Origin of the sequence: Collimonas arenae (assembly GCF_001584165.1) — a bacterium.
Classification (GTDB): Bacteria; Pseudomonadota; Gammaproteobacteria; order Burkholderiales; family Burkholderiaceae_D; genus Collimonas; species Collimonas arenae.
In genome coordinates this window covers 2,463,588-2,483,719 of the sequence record NZ_CP013233.1, presented here as the reverse complement: position 1 = coordinate 2,483,719, position 20,132 = coordinate 2,463,588, and the positions used below count along the sequence as shown (strand labels likewise).

The following is a 20,132-nucleotide window of genomic DNA, read 5'->3' as shown; positions in this document are numbered from 1 at the left end:
ACCGTTCTCCTTTGGAGCGCTGGACTATACGTCAGCAAGTGGTAACGCATGCCAATCTGATGCAGCCCTACTGGAATGCCCGATTGGAAGGTTTGAATTATCCGGAAAAATTATTGCTCTCTACGGTTATTAACTGATGTTACGTTCAAGATTTTCTATGTGTCATCTGAGGCAGCGGCAGCGCGGGCAGGCTTTGGTCGAATCCATCCTGGCATGTAGTGTATTGATGATTTTTTTATTTGGTTTGCAATGGCTATGGCGCTATGGCGAATTGCGACAATTGAATGTAGAGACAGCACGCTTTGCCATTTGGGAGCGCACCGCTTACAAAGCAACCGATGATGCTGACTATGCGTCGCTATACGGTAGTGATAGCAATCTTGGTGAAAAAATATTTCGTCACGTATATATGACACCGCGTGGCGCCAATCAGACTGAATTAGATAGCAGCGCCCTGATGAAAGATCATAGGGATTGGATGAGCACTGCCGCGCGCTTTTTTACTGATAGTTTTGAAAACGCCGGATTTGATAGTGTTGCCAAGCAGGCTTTGACTGTCACCACCAGCGCCAACTCGGTCACTGATAAATTCAATATGGGTTTCGATCCTACCTACAATACACTCACCAATCTTAAGCTGGACACCAAACCTTATGAGCAAGTTAGCGTTAGCGGCGTCATTCATCAAAATGAATTCATCACCAAATTCATGCATCGCATCTTTGGCATCGTTCCAGCGGACACGTCGGCATCCGCCGATGGTGGCGATAGCCGGAATACGCTAGATAGTCTGGCGATGATCACCAATTCCTGGTCCGCACCAGGAGCGGTAGCGATCAAACGGATAACGCAAGAACTCAATCCGCTATCTGGTGAAAATTATGTCGGCAAAGTTATTAATAGTAAAACCGTAGCAAATGCTTCGCAGATCATTGGCGGTAAAGCGGGTTTTGGCGGGAACTATCTGACCGATAAGCCTGGCCTGAGCGCGGCAACCGCCTCCACTTTGTTCGCGAACTGGACTAACGGCGACTCCAGTGGAAACAAGCAGATACTCAAGCTAGCCCAAGACACCAATTCCTATAAGGAAAATTTCAGTTTGGACGGCAGCAGCACCGAGCCTGATTGGTCTGGCGTAGGCTGCACTCCGAATGTCGATGGCATTACGCGGCGAAAGACATATACGCAAGATGAGCTGTGTCCGGCTGGCATTATGCGCGCTCGTGTGATAGCTCCCTTCGACAATATGGCTTATCGCTTTTCGACGGCCCCTGGGATTACGGCGGATGACGTACGACCATGGTAGATGGCCTGTTGACTGCATTACGCCCGTAAAAGCTATGTTGAAACATCTTTTAGTGGCGTGTGGCTGCGCGATGCTATGCATCGTAACGTCGGCCGCGGATAAATGGGAACGGGGTGCATCTTTGCTGCTGGAAGGCATTCCGTCGGCCTGGAATAAAAGCCGTGTGGCCGATCGCATCGAAGTCAACGGCATGCCGATTCTTATCTATGCCGTTGATAGTCCGCAAACATTGAAAGAAGCGGCGGTAATGCTGTCCCGCACCTGGGCACATGAAAAATGGCGTGTGAGTAACCGAGTGGATGGAGAAAATGTGATTATCTTGGGGGTCAAGGATGGGTGGAGCAAACAAGCTATTCTGAGCAGCAGCGGCGACAAGCAAACTCAAGGCTATCTGAGCTTGTCGGATCTGCCTGCGATCATCAATTCCGATCAAAAAAATCCAATGCCAGTGTTAGGAAAACATCTGCGTAAGCCAACTGGTACACATGTGCTGAACGAAGTGCGCACAGTGGATGACAATCGCGTATCGATCCTGACCACAATGACGAATAACTACAGCATCGAACAAAACATCGCTTTCTATGAAGAAGATCGCGCGGCGCACGCCTGGAAACTGGCCTATAAAAGAACTACCGATGCAAATGGCGCCACTATATTCCGCTATGTGTCAGCGGATTACCAAGAAGCTACTTACACCGTGAACAAAATAGGCGAACAGACCTTTGTGATAGTGAATTGGCTCACCCGATGAATCATGCGCTGTGGATTCGCAAAAAGGCTATTGCGAAACTGAAAGTGGCAAAGCCAAACATCAGATTACGACCAGCTGTTGGTGGACAGATAGCGGTGGAATACGCACTGCTATTGGTGCTGGTGGCGATGGTGCTATTTGTTTCGGTGGACGATGCCTCGTTGCTCGGCTCACCGCTTGATGCAGTCAGACAACTGAATTATCACTACGTTCAGGGGATGGGATTTGGTGCTACACCAATCTAACTAGTGAGTTGATATGCGAGTTGTAATTTTAGGTCTTTAATACATGTTTAGAAAAAGCGGTAAAAAAGTAAGCCGCAACGCGGTGCCAGTTTTGTGGAATTTGTCGTTGCAATCCCAGTGGTGTTGATTATGGCTTTATTGTGCTTACAATTGGCGCTGATGTATCGCGCCAAGCTGGCACATAATTTTGCTGTGCAAGAGGCTGTCCGTATAGGCGCAATGAGTAATGGCAGAGTTGTTCCTCGCTTTCTTACCGATAAAATAAGTGGGATGGTTGGCAATGTGGCTATCGGTATTCCCGGCAAGGTCGCCTTTTCTACAATTGTCGATTTGCTCAAGACGTCCGACGGACCCGCTGTCGACAGTGCGGCAGGTTCATCTTCAGAGGGAGATGAAGAAGCAGCAAATCTGCCTAACGGCCTCAACAGCCAGCTGTCTCAAAATATTAGAACCCTAAAGACACCACCTACGTCAGCTTTCGTCATTTTCCTTAAAGGATTGCTGCGCTATGGTGATAGCTCCGTGCTACAGGGATATATAAACGGTATAACGCCGATGTACGTGAATGGGGCAAGCGGCCCAGGACAAAAATGGCGTGCGCAATTTGATGCCTATCTGGATGCCTTACCCAATTCATGCATCCTCTATCACAATCCAACCCAAGCTGCGTTTCTCGAATCTGGCAACATCGAATTACAGGGCATCGATTACGGTATTTTAAAAATTCCTGCCGACTATATGCGTTTTCGTACGCCGCTTGGGACAGCGGCAGCTGATACCTACGACATCGATACTGACTCCGGTCTGAAAGGACGATGGACCGGAAAAACGATTCAGGAAAACACCGTCTTGTCGATCGAGATACTGTGGAGTTATCCGCTTAAAGTACCGATTGCCAACAGTGTCATTATCGGACTCACACGCCTATTTGACAGCGGGGATTCACCTTCTTCAATGGTCGCCGACTTCAGGTCAAAGGCGCTTGATCGTGGTCGTTACCCGTTTAGTGCCGCGGCCAGTTATCGCGCACAGAATGCGTTGCATTGGCAGCCATTTTATCCATTAGGCCCCCCAACTCCTCCTGTCAACGACGATGGATTTCAGGTGATTGACCTTGTTCGTAAAATGTGGAACGAGATTGTCGGTTCTACCACATACGATCCTACAGAACCTCAAATTGGCTTTTGTCTTGGACAGTACAACTTAGATGGTCTTGCTCCGAAAAATCAGGTCAGTGATCACTGGTGGGGAGAAAGTCTCGATAGGTCTGCAGCATCCGCGGCACCGGCATCTCTTTCTAGTTCGCCATAAGGCATGCTGCTTTTGTGAGGGGAATAACGTTAATCGTCCTCCCGCAAGAATTCCATCTTGCCACTAATTTTCTTCCTGTAGAAATAGAGTTTTGCTAAGCGTTTGAGTAAAAGCCACGCGCTTCCCCGATTACTTTTATCTCATCATCATGAAATTAAAACGTCTCATTGATCTGCAAAAAATAAAAAAAGCGGCGCCACTCATCATCATCGTTCTAGTTGCTGCGTTCGCAGTGTTTTTGGCCAACAATTATCTGCGCACGCGATCTAGTGAAATCGAGAAAAGTCTCAACGATGAGGCCAGCAAAATTCGTACAACGGTCACTGTTCCGCGGGTCGATCTTAACCCCGGAGATGTATTGAACATGGAGCAGGTAGCTGCGCGCAATGTGCCCAAAGAATATATGAATTTCGATGTGATCGCACCTGAACAGATCGATGCATATATTGGAAAGAAGCTCATTCGCCCTGTACGCAAGGGAACGCCTTTATTGGAGTCATATTTTCTGCTGTATGAATCAGTTCCGTTTTCCAAGTCTATTGATCCTGGCAGTCGCGCTATCACTATTCCCGTCGATGAAATTAATTCTTTCTCAGGGCTGCTTCGCGCCGGCGATCACATTGATCTGTTCTACATGATGAAGCGTCCGCTGGAGGCGGGAGCAGGTGCTGCACCTGGTCAGGAAGACACCATGCTTGCGCCTCTGCTGACCAACGTCGAAGTACGGGCAACTGGTCAGACTACGGTACGTGAGGTGGAGGCTGCTGATCGCGCACGTGAAGTTGGTGCCGGCACTCGCCGGGCTGACACTCGAACGATGTATAGCACAGTCACCATCGCAGTACCTGCAGCAGACGCTCAGCGAGTGATTTTGATACAAACCGGTGCACGCATCGTTGCAGTGTTGCGGCGCCCTGATGAAGAAGGAAATGCCGAGAAAAAAATCTTCTTGTCCGACGTTGTAGATCCCGATGGAAAACGACGCTTGAAGATGCCGACGGGACCACAAGTCGATTACATCATCGGAGGTCGATTCAAGACGGGCGAATATGTCGGTGGCGATGAAGACCCTGGGAAAAAAATCGAAGCACTGAAACGCTTCCTGGGAAGCATGGCAGGAAATCAATAGCAACACTTAATAGAAAATAAGCAATGACATGAAGAATCAAAAATTATTACGCGCGAGCCTATTACTTTCCGCGATGGTGAGTAGTCACGCTTTTTCTGCTGGTGATCCTACGAGAAATGGACAGGCATTAATCCGGGCAAAGCAAAATCAGAGTCAAATGCGCGGCGACGCAATCGAATATCTGAACGGTAACGTTCAAGGTGGCGGTAGCCTCCCGGCTTCACCGCCGGACGACTCGTCATGGCGTAACGCTAGTACTCTTGGCTCCCTCCAATCACAGTCAGGACGTGTCGCCATCTCGAAGCAGGTCGCGCCGATCGATGACGAAATTGTGATGTATGCGGGCGAGGCAAGGGTTTTTGAGGTTGGTTCGGTCAATCGCATAGCAATTGGCAATGGCAAGATTGCTTCGACCGCTGTAATTGAAAAAACCAAATTATTGGTGATTGCCCAGGAGGTCGGCCTGACAAACATTCTGTTGTGGAAGAAACCGAATTTATCCCGCGAAATTCGCTTGCGAGTAACCGCGTTGAATATCCTCAAGCAACAGCGTGATATCAAACAAGCGCTAGCGGATCTACCCAATATCGACGTGGTACGACATGGTGAGAAGTTATTTGTGGAAGGAAGCATAACGACGCGTGAAGAACTTGCCAAGATCACTGCTCTGACAGATCAATACGCAAACCTGGTTAATAGCACAAAACTTGATCTGGACGTGGTTCCCGCATACAAACAGGCATCTCAGATGCTGGTATTTGACTTGTACTTTGTGGAATTCAAAAAGGGATATCTGGAAAATCTTGGCGTCAATTGGGCAAAGAGTTTTAATGGTTTCAATATCGGCATATTCGGCGAAGCTACCCGAGGCAGCGCCAATCTTCGCCCCTTGCCGCAAAATTCTGGCGATACCGGCGGAGCTTTCGATTTGCCGAACCGCAAACTACGTGGTGTGAGCGCTGCTGTGAATGCGTCGATAGCTATTCCGTCGATTATCCAGCTAGCGGTTGATAGTGGTGAAGCCTTTGTGCTGGCATCGCCGAGCATTGCGACGCGTAATGGTGGAGAGGCCAGATTCGTTGCAGGCGGTGAGGTTCCAATTCCTACTGTCAGCCAAAATGGCACTAATGTCACTTTCAAGCCCTACGGTATTCTGATCGAGATTGCTCCTCATCTCGATGAGTTTGGCAATGTCACTGGAATACTCAAAGCTGAAGTAAGCAAAATCGATCCATCAGTAAGTGTCGGCGGTATACCTGGTTTTACTACACGGCGCACGGAAACGGATTTCTCTGTGAAGACCGGCGATGCGATTATTCTGTCCGGCTTGTACAGTCAAGATGGCAGCACCGATGTTCAGAAAGTACCTGGACTCGGTGACGTGCCAGTAGTGGGCAATCTATTCAAAAGCACTGGCACGACTCGCAACCAGACCGAAGTCTATCTGGTGGCAATTCCTCATAACCATGAGGGCGAGGCTGGGGATAGTTCAAATGCATTGCGTAATTTGACAAACAGGATTAATCAGTCACGCAAGAGCGCCGGGATGGAGGTGCAATCTGAACTGCCTGCGCTACAAAACCTAATGACCGAGCCTAAACCCGAGCCGATAGCGTCGCCACCAGTAGAAATCGATTCGCTGCCAGAACACAAAAATCATTAACGGGTCGTGCTCGCGGATTACGTCGAGATGGTATTTAACTGCACATCAAAAGCGCAGTTGATCTCCCACTTTGAGTTTCAGTTCGGCCAGTGTGACGGGGTGAAGTTCGAGGGTATGGCATGCGGAGCGATCACCTGAGAGGCGCCTGCGTGGCATTAACGGAATTATCTTGGTAACGACAAAATCTGCCGAAAGATACACTACGGCGATAGTGAAGTGCATGAAGAATGTATGGACGGAGTTACAGTTCTTCAGCAGAAATCCGTGCTGCGGATCGAGTTTTTTTGAAAACATCAGGCCGCGAGCGCGACTAAAAAAAGAATCACCGACGGCGACCTTGGCGATGATGATTTGATTATTTTTATATGCAGGAACAATTTTCATGATGAAAACCCAGAGTCGTTTTCTGTTGACGGTAGTGTCGGACGATTATGACATATTGGATGAGGTGTTGATCGATAAAGAGCGCTTTGTTATTGGTAAGGCAGACGGTAGCGATTTACGCCTAAAGGGTTGGAACATCAGCAAGTTGCATGCGACATTTCTGATTGATGACGGTAGTGTTTTTATTGAAGACAGTGGCAGTATTTTCGGCACATGGGTTGATGGTGAACGCATTAATCGACTGGGTCCGCTGGTAAACAATACTGCAGTTAAAATCGGCAATTACGTTCTAACCCTATATACGGATTCGGCGCAGGAATCGGGAGCGGATCGGGCACCGCAGCCAGCTGTCAAACCAGAGATTTTAAACGTGCCATCGGCTGCGAAGGATCGTGAACTGGAACAAGCCCCATTGATTACGCCGAAGGACGACCGTTTGGCAGATGAGCGGCAACCTTCAACCAAACAGCAAGTGGCCACGACTGAGCCGTCCGTATCGAGTTTACGTTCGGTGCAGCCAAAAGAGACGGTAGCTAGTGCAGATGAAGCTACTCAATCCGGGAATGTTTCGGGGCGTGTGATCGATTTGGAGTTTGCACGCTGGCGTAAAACTTTGCACAATGCAGTACTGCATGAGATAGATTTGCGTCGCATTGATGCCAATAAGATGTCCGAGCAAGATCTCAAAGCGAATGTCAAATCGCTGATCAAGGAACTGTTGGGTTCGACATTCAATGTTCCGGATCACATCGATACGGAAATTCTGACCAAAGAAGTGCTGGACGAAGCGGTAGGCCTAGGGCCTCTTGAGCCAATGATAGCCGATGAGGGTATCACTGAAATCATGGTGAATCGTCATGATGAAATTTGGGTTGAACGCGGCGGACGATTGGAGTTGTCGACTGCAACTTTTACCAGCGACATTGCGGTATTGGGAGCAATAGAACGTATTGTCACGCCGCTTGGACGGCGTATTGATGAAAGCTCGCCAATGGTCGATGCGCGCCTCAGGGACGGATCGCGCGTGAACGCCATTATTCCGCCACTTTCGTTGCGTGGGCCGACATTAACCATTCGTAAATTTTCGCGACGCAAGATGGTGGCCGAAGATCTGATTAAGTATGGTTCGATGACTGCCGACATGCTCCATATATTGCGTAGTGCCGTCGAACAGCGTTTGAATATTGTAGTTTCTGGTGGAACTGGCTCTGGAAAGACCACTTTCTTGAACATGATGTCGGCATTTGTTCCTGATGATGAGCGCATCGTTACGGTCGAAGACGCTGCTGAACTACAGCTGTCGCAACCAAATTTGGTCTCGCTTGAGAGCCGTCCCCCAAATGTCGAGGGTAAGGGGCATGTAGCAATTCGTGATCTTGTGCGAAATTCTCTGCGGATGCGGCCGGATCGTATCATTGTTGGCGAGTGCCGTGGTGGCGAAGCGCTTGATATGCTGCAGGCCATGAATACGGGTCACGATGGTTCGATGACTACTTTGCACGCCAATTCGCCACGTGATGCGCTGGCGCGGATGGAGGTTCTGGTGCTGATGGCCGGCATGAATCTGCCGGTACGTGCTATTCGGGAACAAATTTCTTCGGCAGTGCATTTGATTATTCAGCTTACTCGGTATTCCTGCGGCGCACGCAAGGTCACAGCCATTACCGAGGTGGTCGGAATTGAATCGGAAACGGTGCAATTACAGGATATCTTCAAGTTCCAGCGCGATGGACTGGATCAGCACGGTAAGACGCGCGGCGAATTCTGTTATTCGGGCATGAAGCCAGCATTCATTGAAAGGATGGATCATGAATAGCCAGATTTTACTGTTCTCGCTAACTCTGTTTGCGTTGGTGGCGTTCATTATCTGGTCACTGTTCAATTCCAAGAGTTCGATCCTCAAGCTGATGTTCGATATGCACATGTGCTACATAGGAAGAATTCGTGAATGGACTGGCTTACGAGACGGTCGCGTCTATCTTGTGTTGTTTGCTCAAATTGCCGCAGCTGTGTTGTTAGCTGCCCTGGCTTATTTCTTGATACAAAACATTCTATTGATGCTGCTGGTTGGCTATTTCATTCTCAAGGCGCCGCTATGGATCAGTGATTTCAAACGCAAGCGCCGCCTTAAAAGTATCGAATATGAATTGCCGACAGCGCTGACGGTGATTGCGTCAAGCCTGACTGCGGGAGTGTCTTTGAGCGTAGCTTTGCAATCCTATTCCAAGGAAATCAGTTCGCCGTTGGCAAGCGAGTTTGCTCATGTGATCCGTTTGCAGAAAGTCGGCGTTGATTTTGAGACAGCGATCGAGGAGGTCGGCAAGCGTATCGACTTGATCGATTTTCAATTATTGGTGATGACATTCCGAATATCGAAATCCGTAGGCGGTAATCTGTCCGAAACGTTGATGAGTTTGTCCAGTACGATTCAACAGAAACTGGCTATCGAAGGCAAGATCAGATCATTGACGGCACAGGGGAAAATGCAAGGTTGGGTCATGATCTGCCTGCCGGCGTTGGTGGGTTTTGCGCTGTACTTTATTCAGCCACAGGAAATGAGTTTGCTGACAACAACACTGTACGGAAAAATTGTACTTTTTATTTGTCTCGTCATGGCCTACATCGGTCACAAGGTAATTCAGAAAATTCTGGCTATTGACGTCTAAGTATTGAGATTCCCGCAGATTCTTCTCCATCCCTCTTGAGTGAATGTAATGAATAGCTCTTTCTATCTCTATGGCGCGATTGTGCTGGCTTTCTTCTGTCTTAGCGTATCGTTGTTTTATATCTTTAAATTGATCGCGAACGTCAAGTTAAGTAAGTTCCGACCCAACATGGATCCGTTGCCGCCGCTTCTGAAAAGAGTTTGGAATGGGGTGATGTTTTTCGATTTTTACTTCGGACCACTATTGTCTGAGAACAGGTTGGAGAAACGTCAAAAAATGTTGAACACGGCGGGGTTGGAGTTTTTTATGACGCCGAATGAAACATTTGCACTGCAGTTCTTTTCCCTGTCCGTGGCCCTTTTTTCCTCGCTGTTGTGTGGCTTGTCAGCGTTTGGCATTGATTACAGGACGTTGATTCTCGTTTTCTTCTTGGCTTGACAGGTTGGTTCTATCCATTGATCTGGATACTCGATCAAAAAAACGTCGGAACAGCGAAATCTCGCGCTACTTTCCGGCATTTGTCGATATTGTGACGCTGTGCTGCGAATGCGGGTTGACACTGAATACCGCTATTCTTAATTTCTGCGAGCGCGGTCCGGTTTGTGTTTTACGTTATGAGATAGAACGTGTGGTGCGTGATATGAAAACCGGCGCCGGACGAGCAGACGCTTTGGAAAGATTTGCTCGCCGCACCGGCAACATGGATATTACGCGCTTCGTTGGGATCGTCTTGCAATGCGACAAGCTCGGCGTGCCGTTGGGTCCCACCTTACGCAAGTTTGCTGAACAAAAACGAACGGAGCGTTTTCAGCGTGCGGAAAAGCTGGCTATGGAAGCTCCGATGAAAATGATTGCACCGCTGATCATGTTTATTTTTCCGATTACTTTCATTATTATCGCCTTTCCGATCGTTACTACCATCCTGATGAATTTCAAATAATGAAGTGAATGCTGCTCATACGATTCCTAGGGCGGTTGCTCAATCTGACTTCGTGTTTTCAGGAAAGTGTTGGTACGGGTGGCATCCAATGTCACAACAGTATTCCGCTCTTTGATTTGTTTGTCTTCGACTGGCATGCGAATGGCCGGTAGGCAAGAAACTATCTAATCAGTCGTTTGGCTAGGACAATTCCTATATCTTGTTATTTTGATTTCTGAAATGATGTCTTTTTTAACATTCATTTTTCTTGTTCGATAGAAATTGTTTGGCGCGAGTAGCACCAGAACAGTTGGACGCGTTCAGGAAAATTGATGCGTTTTAATAGAGATCATCCCTCGAAAACCGGCGAGGGGAAAAGGAAATCCCATGACAAGCTTCACAACAGCCAGGTTTCATCGCATCAAAGTGGACTTTTATCAATACGGTCGCGTTACCTTCGATCGCATCATTATCTGTGCACTAGTCGCGGTGGTGTGTATTGGTGTGTTTTCTGGGGCAAGGAAATTGGCACGGGAGCCGGCTGTTGTCAGGAGTAGTGTTTTGCGCTCCAAGAGCAGCCGGTTGCCAGCGGTTGGAGGCGACTATCCGGAAAATCCGGGCGCGCCGGCCCTGATTAAAGGAACGTGGTCTGAGGAACCGAGTAAATAGCTTTTGGTATCTGTTGTGTTGAAATGGGAATGGCAATCTGTGGTCGGGGCCATACGATACGATAACGATCGCGTTTTTTTCTGACTCATCCCGTTGCGGCTGGTTCTGCAGGATGGTGACAACGGCATCCCCAAGTTGCGCGTCGTGGCCAAACGATTCTGCCGAGATCGCCAGTAGAGACATCGCCTACGTCAAGTGCGGCGATTGCCTCATCTCCATTCCTCCTCCTCAGACTGCCGGCATCATGCGAAAGCCGATGGCAAGGCGATTCCAGCTATTGATGGTATTAATGGCCAGGCTCAGGTTGACCATTTCAGCATCGTTGAACTGGCTGCGCAGCAGTGCGTAATCGACGTCTGACGCGTGTGTTTGCGAGATTAGCGTCAGCGATTCGGTCCAGGCCAGGGCGGCCCGTTCCCGTTCCGTGAAAAATGGCGTTTCGCGCCAGACCGAGACCGCATACAAGCGGCGTTCGGTTTCGCCGGCCTTGCGGGCATCAGCGGCATGCATATCGACGCAGAATGCGCAGCCATTGATCTGCGAGGCGCGCAGCTTGACCAACTCTAGCAGCGATGGCTCCAGTCCCATCTTTCCGACCGCGTTTTCTAGCGCGATCATGGCTTTCAGAGCATCGGGCGAGGCTTTGTAGAAATCGAGACGTTGTTCCAAGATGTTCTCCTGTGTGTGGCGGGAGATTGCATGATAGGAGTGCGTCACTCGCCGTAGGATATCCAATTTCGCAAAAAAGCAGGAGTCCATTCAAATCGGGGATTTGCACAGCTTGTACCGGCATGCTAAAACACGAGGCTTGACTCAGGGAGCCAGGTCTTTGACCTGCACTGCTTGTCGAATTTGGATATCTGGGGTGTTTATGGAATTGCACATCGTCATCGACGGCGAACGGGATCTGGCGGGGCAGGTTTATCGCCAGATCAAGGAGGGGATTCAATCGGGACGCCTGGCTGCCGGTGAACAGGTGCCGCCGTCGCGCTTGCTTGCCCAGCAATTGGGCGTGTCGCGCAAGACCGTGTCGGACGCTTACGCGCGATTGACCATGGACAAGCTGCTGGTTGGCCAGATTGGTGCCGGCACTTTTGTTAACTCAGCGTTGCCGCTGCCGCCAATTTCGCGCCGCCTCGCTGCCAAGGATCTTGCGGCGGTGCGACGCTGAATGATTGGTTGGGGCGCTCCATACCGTTACCACCTCCAAGACCGGAAAGACGCTCGGCCTATGATTTTTTGGGTGGCGCCGCAAAAAGCCATTTTCCGTTAACGGAATGGCGCCAGTGCGTGCTGCACGGCTTGCGCAAGAGCCATGCCGCCCGTGGATTTTATGCAGAGCCGGAAGGACTGCCGGTCTTGCGCGAGGCGATCGCGCGCCATGCGGCGTTCGCCCGGGGCGTGCAGTGTGGTCCGGTCGATGTGCTGGTCACCAATGGTGCACAGCAGGCTATCGATCTGATCGCACGCGTGTTGCTCGCGCCCGGGAGTACGGTGGCGATCGAAGATCCAGGGTATCCGCCGGCGCGCATGACGTTTGCCAGCCAGGGCGCGAATGTTGTCTGCATTCCGGTGGACGAGGAGGGCATGTTGGTCGAGCAGATTCCCGATGGAACCTGCCTGATTTATGTCACGCCGGCGCATCAGTTCCCACTTGGCATGCCGATGAGTGTGGCGCGCCGTAAAGCATTGCTCAAGCGCGCCAGCGAGCTCGGCGCGATCATCATTGAAGACGACTACGACAGTGAATTCCGCTATGAGGGCGACCAACGGATTCCTTGCAGAGCATGGACAGTGAAGGTCTGGTTGCTTTCGTCGGGACGTTTTCCAAAGTCATGCTGCCGGAATTGCGCATCGGCTACCTGATTGCTCCATCCGCGATACGGGAAGCGGTGACTGTCGCCAAGCATCTGTGCGACTGGCATGCGCCGACCATGATGCAATGGGCGCTGGCCAAGTTCATCGATGACGGCTATCTGCAAAAACACATCCGGCGTTGCCACACCCTGTACGCCAGTCGTCGCGAAAACCTGTTATCGCGGCTTACTGGTGATCTGGCCCCATGGTTACAGCCGGTGCCGGCCACCGCCGGTTTCCATCTGACCGCGCTGACAACTCGGAAAATCGATTTGGCCTTGCTGCTCAGGCTGGCGCGGCGGGTCGATGTTGGTCTGTACACGATTGACATGTTTTATCACGCCTTGCACCGACGCCAGGATTGCTCTTCGGGTACGGGGCGATCGAGACGCTCGATATCGATCCGGCGCTGGATCGCGTCAAAGCGATCCTCACCGAAATAGCTTGAACGACATCGCGGCGCCGCGCGGGCTGAATGCCCAATTTCGCAAGTCATCCTCTACGGACAAATTGGTGCTTTTCCTGGGCGTTTACGCGTTGGTTGATCTGGTAAAGATGCCCACTTCTATCAAATTGGATAACGTCACCCTTTGGCAAGGCCTGATGTCCGATCAAGTCGAAACCCCTATATCTAACAGGCCTTATCATCATCTCGGCGTCTTTTCAAATACCGTCACGCAGTATCTCTATATTCCATCTTTGACGAGCATCTGCGGCATGATATTTTCCAATCCAATCGGGGCTGATCTGAGGCGACGGGCCATTGAGATTGGGCATGACATCGTTGGCAGACGGGGCGCCAGGATAACTTGCCCAGGGGATATTGAGTCTATTGAAGGAATTCAGTGGAATGTCTTCGAATAGCATTGAGCTATCAGGGATAACTTTGAGCATATCGGCGGTTGAGTAAAGCCGCCAATTGCGGTCATAACGGGAATGTATGCGATCGGCTCGCCAATCCCATTGCTGTGCATTGTCGATGCCGCATGCGGCCGTTTTTAACTCTCCGGATTGAACGTCCGCGGTAAGACATTTTCCGCTGAGTCGGTTGACATATCGGCTTTCGGAGTCCAGGCCCCATAATTGGCTTTTATCTGCGGGACTACAGCTAAGCAGTTTCGCTTGACCAGATTGATCGCCGACACACTTGCCATGTCCGTCAGCCGAACGAATAAGCACCGTCATCTCGCGCGTGAGATACGGGCTACCGAAATCCAATATGATATCGTCCAGAGTCTCGAAGGTGTCTGTCTCGTATCGACGTTTTACGTCCGATCGGTCGTACCACCATTCACGTCGATCAAGAATATAGCCGCCTCCGATTTTCAGGGTCGCCAATCCCTCATAGTTTCCAGGTAGCTCCCACGTGGAATAGGTTTCCATAGATGCTGATCTCATCATTGGTGTCATTCGGTTTTCATTCAAGGTTGGGAGTCCTGCCGTTTCACGTTCCACCAAAACGAATTTCAGCTTGGGATCGATAAACAAATCCCACTTGATTTTGCCAATTGCTGGCGCGGCCAACAAAGAATAGTCCTTGAAAATATTGGTCAGCGTCTTGGTGTTGGTGTAAGAGATTCCTGCATTGATATTAAATGGGGTCTTGGCAATATATTTCCATTTATCAGTGTGTTCTCCGCCACCCTCGGCACCAAATGATCCTCCGATAGTGAATCCATGTGTCTTGGTCTCGGTATAGGTAAATTCAGTGCGAGAATCGCTTGGCGGATCAGAGCTGACAAGAATAGGCGTGAGCGCTGTTCCGCTTACTTCATGGGAAATACTATATTGATGAGGCAGGTATGCCCCCCAGAGATTATTATTGGGCGCCGAGCCTATCACCACACCATTACGCGTTGATCTGACCGTTGGCGTCGCTTTTACCACGATAAATTTTTTGTCGTTGCCTCTGGATGCACTTCTGATTAAATCTAGATTGACTATCGATACTATTTGGCCGGTTACATCAGCTGAATTCAAATTCAGCGTGACTTTGGGGATACCAACCTGATCTGTTTCCAGAGCCCGGATATTCGCACGCAGACTGGGCAGGACATTTTTTTGTTTCACCGCACCAAGCGCTTGCATCAGTCCGTTCGGGATTGCTGTGTTGTCCGGCGCCTGTAAATTGAATACCGTCAATTTTGCCGGGCCGTCTTTGCTGAGTAACATATAGCCTGAGCGTATTGATACGCCAAATAAAGCTGCTACTTGCTTTCCCACTTCAAGTTGGTTGCGATCGACTCTAATTAACAGCGGAACGCCTGCATCTAGCAGGATTTTTGACCTCTTCAAGGAATTGACGTTTGAAAGAATCGTGGCCCCATCCAAGTAAGTCAGCGTTGTATTATGGCGGCCGCCGAAACTGCTACCCAAGGTTTTCTCGTCTAATGACTCTCCCTGAAAAACAGATGAAGACAATGATTGGGCCAACTTTGATCCGATCACATCAACCGACGAAGCGAAACTGATGATGGACCGAATCGGGTAGTTATATATTTCTCCATTTGGATATGTCGTTGCTAGAGGTTGACCGGCTCCCGCAGCGGGTATGAAAACAAAGCAACTGAAGGTTAGTAGCGAGATTCCAACGTAACGCGACATCTTTTGATTTCTGTTTGACATATTTTCTTCTCCTATCTGAAAGATCCGTTTCCACCTTTAATGGCATCGATATGTATTGAGTGCGAGTGGCATTTTCTGAGAGGCATGGAATATCTATAGCCTCGCCTTTTGTCGAGTGGAGCGAGGCAATTATGATTCACCATCGGTAACCGAGGTGCTCTCCAGACTATGATTTAGGGAAACAAGAGATATGGTCAGCAGTAAATGCGGTAGCGACGAGTTCACGTTTGAAGTGGTCAAGCAGATTACGGAGCGCGGCTACGTTTTCTTGGACTTGGCAACGCAGCGCACTGCTGGGAAGCATAGTGTTCAATGTGGACGTTTCGGTAGCATCCCGTCGAGCGTAAAAACGGTCAACGATCAGCATGTCGAAATCTATCGGTTGGTGCGCATGATCTGATTTTTTGAGATGCTCAGCGATATTTCTGTTATGTGGGTATTGCAAGCACGCTGTTTGATCTGGCCCTCAATGGTCGCTTTTACGTTAGTAGTGCGCTCAACAGTGATCGGCGCTACCATGGTCTTGTCGTTATTGCCAGGAGCAAGCGCCGGGCGCAGACGCTCCTTGACTTCAGGCGTGCGCAGGAACAGGATTTCGCGGGATTTGATGTCATCCGTCAACGTGTTGCTGTGGGCGTGGAAAATCCATTCTCGCCCGGCCCGGGTGGCACCGGCGTGCGGCCGAACAACAGGCTTTGGGGCTGCTGCTGGACATCCGACAGCACGTGATCCAGAGTATGGGAGCTGTGCGAAAAATCGGTGATCATGCCGCGCAGCGGCGGCAGCGTGTCCTTCAGGTCCTGACTGGCCTGGCTGAGATCGTCCGCGGTACGGCCGACACGGTCGAGCGTATCGACCCGGGTACGGACTTCCTGCGTCAGGCTGTTCAGGTTGGCCAGCAGCGGATCGACGCGCGCCAGGGCCTTGTCGGCGTGGGCGCTGATACCAGGTAGCGTCTTCAGCGTCGGTTGCAATTCGGCGGCGAGATCGGCGATGCGGCCTGATGCGGTCTTGAGATTGCTGATGGTCGCCGACAATTCTGCCAGGTTGTCGTCATCGAGCAGTTTGTTCAAGCGCTTTGCCGCTTGACCAGTGTCGCGCAACAGTTCCTGGCCAGAATTGCCGACCTGGTCAAAAAACGAGGGGCGCATTTCGATGCGGCCGATTTCGTCGGAGTTGAGCGCCAGTTTTTCCGGCTTGCTGCCATCGTCGTCCAACTGCACGAAGGAAAGTCCGGTAATGCCGAGATAGCTCAGTTGCGCATAGGTGCCTTGATTGATCGGGGTGCCTTTATCGACGCTGATCTTGACCAGGATCAGGTGCGGATCGGTCGGCGAAAACTGGATATCCTTGACCTTGCCGACATCTACGCCGCGCAACCTTACCGGGCGTTGCGGTTTAAGCCGGAGACGGGCGTCCGCGACAGCAGCAGATAATCCTGCTGGTCAACGGTGTCGCCGTTCAGACGGATTGCAACGAATATCAATCCGATGCAGAGCAGCACCAGGAACAGGCCGGCGGACAGGGCATGGGCGCGATTTTCCATTGAGTATCTCCTTGTGTCTTACGCGGCATGGAGGCCGACGCCCATCTTGTCGCGGAAATCCTTGATGTTTTCCTGTTCACAGCGCTTGATGTGGCCGAGGAAGAAATTCTGCACGAACGGATCTGGATGGTGCACGATGTCCCATAGCGGGCCGACCGTCAGCAACTGCTGGTTGGCGAGGACGGCAACCCGGTCGGACAGGGCCAGCAGGGTGTCGACATCATGGGTCACCATCACCACGGTGAGGTTCAGCGCGCGTCGCAGCGATTCGATCAGTTGCACGAAGCCGTGGCTGCGTTCTGGATCGAGGCCAGCGGTGGGTTCGTCGAGGAATAGCAGTTCAGGATTGAGCGCGAGCGCGCGAGCCAGGGCGACGCGCTTGACCATGCCGCCGGACAGTTCGGCGGGCATCTTGTTGGCGCTCATGGCGTCGATTTCGACCAGATCAAGCTTCATCATCACCAGTTCGCGGATGACATCTTCGGGCAGGGCCTTGAGTTCGCGCAACGGCAGGGCGACGTTGTCGAACACGCTGAGTGCGGAGAACAGCGCGCCTTCCTGGAACAGCACGCCCCAGCGGTTGCGCGTCTGGCGCAGGTCGCTGGCGGCACAGCCTTGGAGGGGGATGCCGAATACCTTGATGGTGCCCCGGCTGGGCGCTTCGAGGCCGAGCATCAGGCGGAGCAGGGTGGTCTTGCCGCTGCCGGAGCCGCCGATGATGGCCATCACTTCGCCATAATTCACGCTGAGCGTGAGGTCGCGGTGGATGATGGTGTTGCCGTATTGGGTCCATACGGCGTTGATGTCGATGATGACGGTTGGGGTGTCCACTTTTTTTGCCCGCTAGAAGATTTTTACGATTACGTTTTTCTAAAATCTTTTCTATATTGTTGCTTTCTGCTTTCTGCTTTCTGCTTTCTGCTTTCTGCTGTGTGTTTTTTTGCCTTTGCCTTTTTCTTTTTCTTGTCTCTGCCGGTGATGCCCCGACAACGCAGTTAAATGGGGTCGGAGTTTTTTTCGCGGCTTTTTGCGAAAATTACTCTGACCCCTTTTAACGGGCCACGGAGTAAGTTCGGTGGCGCATCTACAGTGAACGGTTGTCGTTACTTAATACGGTTACCACTCCGTTGATGCTAGCCGGGGGTAGCCCGGCAGCTACTCACTTTCTTTGCTTCGCCAAAGAAAGTAAGCAAAGAAAGGCGATCGCACAGCCGTTGCCCGCCGTTGGCGGGTCCCCAAATGAGCCGCGCGCCAGTCGGATGGGACACAAACTCGCTGCGCTCAAACATGTGTCCCATAATTCTCGACTGGCGCACGCCTCATTTGGCAACGTCAGCATGCGAAAAGTCAAAAGCAGCGGCAACTTCAAAAGCGACGTCAAAAGCCAATTCAAAAGCAACGTCAAAACCAACAACAACAACGTCAAAACACAACAACAACGTCAAAACCAACAACAACAACGTCAAAACCAACAACAACCTCAAAACCAACTCACGCAGTTAAATGGGGTCAGAGTTTTTTTTCGGCAGGGTCTCGCCGAAAATTACTCTGACCCCTTTTAACGGACCACGGAGTGCGTGCGGTGGCGCATAAGTCGTGTTTATCCGGTGCTACTTAAAATGGCTACTACCCGTGGAATCCGCCGGCGGCAGCCCGGCAGCGAGTCACGTTTCTTGCTTCACCCCCCTAATCGATATTTAATCGTCTCTTAAAACCCCACATTCGAAAAATCACCGCAAAAATCGCATCCACAATGATGACGATGGTGATTGATGTGACTACAGAATCAGTCGTACTCGCACCCAAGCTCTCCGTGTTTGGCTTGATTTGCAGGCCGTAGTGGCAGGCGATCAGGGCGACCAGCATGCCGAATACGGAGCCTTTGCATAGGCTTAACCACAGGTTGGCGATGGGCACGGCGGCGGGGAGACCGTGCAGGAACTGGCGGTAGCCGATGTCTAGCTGGAGGAAGGCCGATAGCATGCCGCCTAACAGGGCGGCCATGTCGCTCCAGATGATCAGTAGCGGCAGCGTGATGGCAAGTGCGATGACTTTGGGCAGTACCAGACGTTGGGTGTGGGAGATGCCCATTGCCGAGAGGGCGTCCAGTTCGCGGGTGACGCGCATGACGCCTAGTTGCGCGGTCATCGAGGAGCCGGAGCGGCCGGCGACCAGGATCGCTGCCAGGATCGGGCCCAGTTCACGCACGATGCCCAGGCCCAGGATGTTGATGATGAAGACATCGGCGCCGTAGTTTTTCAACTGGATCGACGACAGGTAACTCAACACCACGCCGACCAGGAAGCCGACCAGCGCCGTGATTGCCAGCGCCTGGCTGCCGGTGCGGTGGATGTTGGCGGAAATTTCGCGCCATGGGATATCAGCCGGGTGGCGCAGCAGGTAGAGCAGATCCAGCAACAGATTGCCGGCCAGGATCGTGATCGCATACAGGTTTCTGCTGAACGATAGCAAGCCTTGGCCGAGTTTGACCAGCAATCCCAGTCGATCGCGCGGTGGTGGCGGTGGCTCCGGGAACGGCTTGGTGGCCAGGTTGGCGAAAATATCTTCGTATTCCGGCTTGAGCAGGACATCCGGCCGCCGCCGTCCCCACATGCGCCATAGGAATAGCGCACCAGCGGCATCCAGCTGCTGGATGGCGCGCAGGTCCCACCTGGCGTTGGTGTCCTTAGCGTATTGCGCCAACTGTGGGCGCAAGGTGGCGGCATCCGGCAGGATCACGCGCAATAGCCAGGTGCCGCTGACTTCGATCCGGTTGCGGCCGTCGGCATCGGTCACGCGCTGCAGGCGCGGCGGGTTCACGACGATGGCCATGAATCCGCACTGCATAACGGTGGACAAACAGGGCATTCGCTGATCATTCGTCACTCTCCGCCAATCTGGATCGGGTCGGGAATTTCGCGTATTGAGCATGAATCAGGCTACTGTTGCCGATGTTACGCCTCAACGTGCATAAATAGAAGCTGCCTACCGCATTCGGCAGTTGAACGAAGTTACCGCCGCGCGATCTGAAAACGGCTTTTTCATGCAATCGTTACAATGA

The 20,132-nt window shown here is 51.3% G+C and carries 23 protein-coding genes; 15 read left to right on the top strand and 8 right to left on the bottom strand.

What is annotated here, in order from left to right; genetic code table 11:
- The first annotated feature begins 136 nt into the window (after positions 1-136).
- The 6 genes from CAter10_RS11470 (at position 137) to CAter10_RS11445 (ending at position 6,405) form a co-directional block, all read left to right on the top strand.
- A complete protein-coding gene (locus CAter10_RS11470) occupies positions 137-1,306 on the top strand; it encodes a hypothetical protein (RefSeq protein ID WP_128083050.1) in 1,170 nt (389 codons plus the stop codon).
- A gap of 34 nt (positions 1,307-1,340) precedes the next feature.
- A complete protein-coding gene (locus CAter10_RS11465) occupies positions 1,341-2,057 on the top strand; it encodes a hypothetical protein (RefSeq protein ID WP_128083049.1) in 717 nt (238 codons plus the stop codon).
- Entirely contained in the window at positions 2,054-2,302 is a 249-nt protein-coding gene (locus tag CAter10_RS11460; protein ID WP_061533510.1) for a hypothetical protein, read from the top strand. Before CAter10_RS11465 ends, CAter10_RS11460 begins: the two co-directional genes overlap by 4 nt.
- Before the next feature lie 93 nt (positions 2,303-2,395).
- Positions 2,396-3,613, top strand: coding sequence for a TadE family protein (locus tag CAter10_RS11455; protein ID WP_082797878.1), 1,218 nt, complete (start codon positions 2,396-2,398; stop codon positions 3,611-3,613).
- A 148-nt stretch (positions 3,614-3,761) separates the two neighbouring features.
- Entirely contained in the window at positions 3,762-4,742 is a 981-nt protein-coding gene (gene cpaB, locus CAter10_RS11450; protein WP_061533508.1) for a Flp pilus assembly protein CpaB, read from the top strand.
- A 28-nt stretch (positions 4,743-4,770) separates the two neighbouring features.
- On the top strand, positions 4,771-6,405 hold the full coding sequence (locus tag CAter10_RS11445) for a type II and III secretion system protein family protein (protein ID WP_082797877.1): 1,635 nt from the start codon (positions 4,771-4,773) through the stop codon (positions 6,403-6,405).
- 45 nt (positions 6,406-6,450) lie between these two features.
- On the opposite strand, the gene CAter10_RS11440 is transcribed toward CAter10_RS11445, so the two are convergent.
- A complete protein-coding gene (locus CAter10_RS11440) occupies positions 6,451-6,789 on the bottom strand; it encodes a DUF192 domain-containing protein (protein ID WP_061533506.1) in 339 nt (112 codons plus the stop codon).
- On the opposite strand from CAter10_RS11440, the gene CAter10_RS11435 reads away from it, so the two are divergent.
- From CAter10_RS11435 to CAter10_RS22440, 5 genes are all read left to right on the top strand, one after another.
- A complete protein-coding gene (locus CAter10_RS11435) occupies positions 6,788-8,605 on the top strand; it encodes a TadA family conjugal transfer-associated ATPase (RefSeq protein ID WP_061533505.1) in 1,818 nt (605 codons plus the stop codon). The genes CAter10_RS11440 and CAter10_RS11435 overlap by 2 nt on opposite strands.
- Positions 8,598-9,455 carry a type II secretion system F family protein gene (locus CAter10_RS11430; RefSeq protein ID WP_061533504.1) on the top strand — a complete coding sequence of 286 codons (858 nt, stop codon included), beginning with the start codon at positions 8,598-8,600 and terminating at the stop codon, positions 9,453-9,455. The genes CAter10_RS11435 and CAter10_RS11430 overlap by 8 nt, the downstream gene beginning before the upstream one ends.
- A 48-nt stretch (positions 9,456-9,503) precedes the next feature.
- On the top strand, positions 9,504-9,893 hold the full coding sequence (locus tag CAter10_RS11425) for a hypothetical protein (protein WP_061533503.1): 390 nt from the start codon (positions 9,504-9,506) through the stop codon (positions 9,891-9,893).
- 4 nt (positions 9,894-9,897) lie between these two features.
- Positions 9,898-10,395: a type II secretion system F family protein gene (locus CAter10_RS21935; RefSeq protein ID WP_082797876.1), complete on the top strand. Its 498-nt coding sequence runs from the start codon at positions 9,898-9,900 to the stop codon at positions 10,393-10,395.
- Positions 10,396-10,761: 366 nt separating this feature from the next.
- Complete coding sequence (locus CAter10_RS22440; protein WP_128083048.1) at positions 10,762-11,043, top strand: hypothetical protein; 282 nt, start codon at positions 10,762-10,764, stop codon at positions 11,041-11,043.
- A gap of 228 nt (positions 11,044-11,271) precedes the next feature.
- Here the strand turns inward: CAter10_RS22440 and CAter10_RS11415 are convergent, their stop codons facing one another.
- Positions 11,272-11,712, bottom strand: coding sequence for a carboxymuconolactone decarboxylase family protein (locus CAter10_RS11415; protein ID WP_128083047.1), 441 nt, complete (start codon positions 11,710-11,712; stop codon positions 11,272-11,274).
- A gap of 202 nt (positions 11,713-11,914) precedes the next feature.
- On the opposite strand from CAter10_RS11415, the gene CAter10_RS23605 reads away from it, so the two are divergent.
- The 3 genes from CAter10_RS23605 to CAter10_RS23595 all read left to right on the top strand — a co-directional run bounded on the left by CAter10_RS23605 (position 11,915) and on the right by CAter10_RS23595 (position 13,343).
- Positions 11,915-12,214, top strand: a complete 300-nt coding sequence (locus tag CAter10_RS23605) for a GntR family transcriptional regulator (protein WP_236905316.1) — start codon at positions 11,915-11,917, stop codon at positions 12,212-12,214.
- Between the two features lie 119 nt (positions 12,215-12,333).
- Positions 12,334-12,909: an aminotransferase-like domain-containing protein gene (locus CAter10_RS23600; RefSeq protein WP_236905314.1), complete on the top strand. Its 576-nt coding sequence runs from the start codon at positions 12,334-12,336 to the stop codon at positions 12,907-12,909.
- Positions 12,879-13,343, top strand: a complete 465-nt coding sequence (locus tag CAter10_RS23595; protein ID WP_236905313.1) for an aminotransferase-like domain-containing protein — start codon at positions 12,879-12,881, stop codon at positions 13,341-13,343. Before CAter10_RS23600 ends, CAter10_RS23595 begins: the two co-directional genes overlap by 31 nt.
- Before the next feature lie 220 nt (positions 13,344-13,563).
- Here the strand turns inward: CAter10_RS23595 and CAter10_RS11405 are convergent, their stop codons facing one another.
- From CAter10_RS11405 to CAter10_RS11385, 5 genes are all read right to left on the bottom strand, one after another.
- Positions 13,564-15,525, bottom strand: a complete 1,962-nt coding sequence (locus tag CAter10_RS11405) for an RICIN domain-containing protein (RefSeq protein ID WP_061533501.1) — start codon at positions 15,523-15,525, stop codon at positions 13,564-13,566.
- 375 nt (positions 15,526-15,900) lie between these two features.
- A complete protein-coding gene (locus tag CAter10_RS24560) occupies positions 15,901-16,146 on the bottom strand; it encodes a hypothetical protein (RefSeq protein ID WP_061533499.1) in 246 nt (81 codons plus the stop codon).
- A complete protein-coding gene (locus tag CAter10_RS11390; protein WP_061533498.1) occupies positions 16,143-16,904 on the bottom strand; it encodes an MlaD family protein in 762 nt (253 codons plus the stop codon). The genes CAter10_RS24560 and CAter10_RS11390 overlap by 4 nt, the downstream gene beginning before the upstream one ends.
- Positions 16,905-16,906: 2 nt before the next feature.
- The gene (locus CAter10_RS22845; RefSeq protein ID WP_164840441.1) at positions 16,907-17,071 is read right to left on the bottom strand and encodes an MlaD family protein; all 165 of its coding nucleotides are present in this window, start codon (positions 17,069-17,071) and stop codon (positions 16,907-16,909) included.
- 18 nt (positions 17,072-17,089) lie between these two features.
- The gene (locus CAter10_RS11385; protein ID WP_197467120.1) at positions 17,090-17,902 is read right to left on the bottom strand and encodes an ABC transporter ATP-binding protein; all 813 of its coding nucleotides are present in this window, start codon (positions 17,900-17,902) and stop codon (positions 17,090-17,092) included.
- A gap of 266 nt (positions 17,903-18,168) precedes the next feature.
- Between CAter10_RS11385 and CAter10_RS22840 the strand changes: the two genes are divergently transcribed.
- Positions 18,169-18,633 (top strand): hypothetical protein, encoded by a 465-nt coding sequence (locus CAter10_RS22840; RefSeq protein ID WP_164840440.1) that lies wholly within the window; start codon positions 18,169-18,171, stop codon positions 18,631-18,633.
- 124 nt (positions 18,634-18,757) lie between these two features.
- On the opposite strand, the gene CAter10_RS11380 is transcribed toward CAter10_RS22840, so the two are convergent.
- A complete protein-coding gene (locus tag CAter10_RS11380; protein WP_061533497.1) occupies positions 18,758-19,903 on the bottom strand; it encodes an MlaE family ABC transporter permease in 1,146 nt (381 codons plus the stop codon).
- Between the last annotated feature and the right edge of the window lie 229 nt (positions 19,904-20,132).

Coding starts and splice junctions, on each gene's coding strand:
- CAter10_RS11470 (WP_128083050.1), top strand. CDS start 137: ATGTTACGTTCAAGATTTTCTATGTGTCATCTGAGGCAGCGGCAGCGC.
- CAter10_RS11465 (WP_128083049.1), top strand. CDS start 1,341: ATGTTGAAACATCTTTTAGTGGCGTGTGGCTGCGCGATGCTATGCATC.
- CAter10_RS11460 (WP_061533510.1), top strand. CDS start 2,054: ATGAATCATGCGCTGTGGATTCGCAAAAAGGCTATTGCGAAACTGAAA.
- cpaB (WP_061533508.1), top strand. CDS start 3,762: ATGAAATTAAAACGTCTCATTGATCTGCAAAAAATAAAAAAAGCGGCG.
- CAter10_RS11445 (WP_082797877.1), top strand. CDS start 4,771: ATGAAGAATCAAAAATTATTACGCGCGAGCCTATTACTTTCCGCGATG.
- CAter10_RS11435 (WP_061533505.1), top strand. CDS start 6,788: ATGATGAAAACCCAGAGTCGTTTTCTGTTGACGGTAGTGTCGGACGAT.
- CAter10_RS11440 (WP_061533506.1), bottom strand. CDS start 6,789: ATGAAAATTGTTCCTGCATATAAAAATAATCAAATCATCATCGCCAAG.
- CAter10_RS11430 (WP_061533504.1), top strand. CDS start 8,598: ATGAATAGCCAGATTTTACTGTTCTCGCTAACTCTGTTTGCGTTGGTG.
- CAter10_RS11425 (WP_061533503.1), top strand. CDS start 9,504: ATGAATAGCTCTTTCTATCTCTATGGCGCGATTGTGCTGGCTTTCTTC.
- CAter10_RS22440 (WP_128083048.1), top strand. CDS start 10,762: ATGACAAGCTTCACAACAGCCAGGTTTCATCGCATCAAAGTGGACTTT.
- CAter10_RS23605 (WP_236905316.1), top strand. CDS start 11,915: ATGGAATTGCACATCGTCATCGACGGCGAACGGGATCTGGCGGGGCAG.
- CAter10_RS23595 (WP_236905313.1), top strand. CDS start 12,879: ATGCTGCCGGAATTGCGCATCGGCTACCTGATTGCTCCATCCGCGATA.
- CAter10_RS11405 (WP_061533501.1), bottom strand. CDS start 15,525: ATGTCAAACAGAAATCAAAAGATGTCGCGTTACGTTGGAATCTCGCTA.
- CAter10_RS22845 (WP_164840441.1), bottom strand. CDS start 17,071: ATGGAAAATCGCGCCCATGCCCTGTCCGCCGGCCTGTTCCTGGTGCTG.
- CAter10_RS11380 (WP_061533497.1), bottom strand. CDS start 19,903: ATGGCCATCGTCGTGAACCCGCCGCGCCTGCAGCGCGTGACCGATGCC.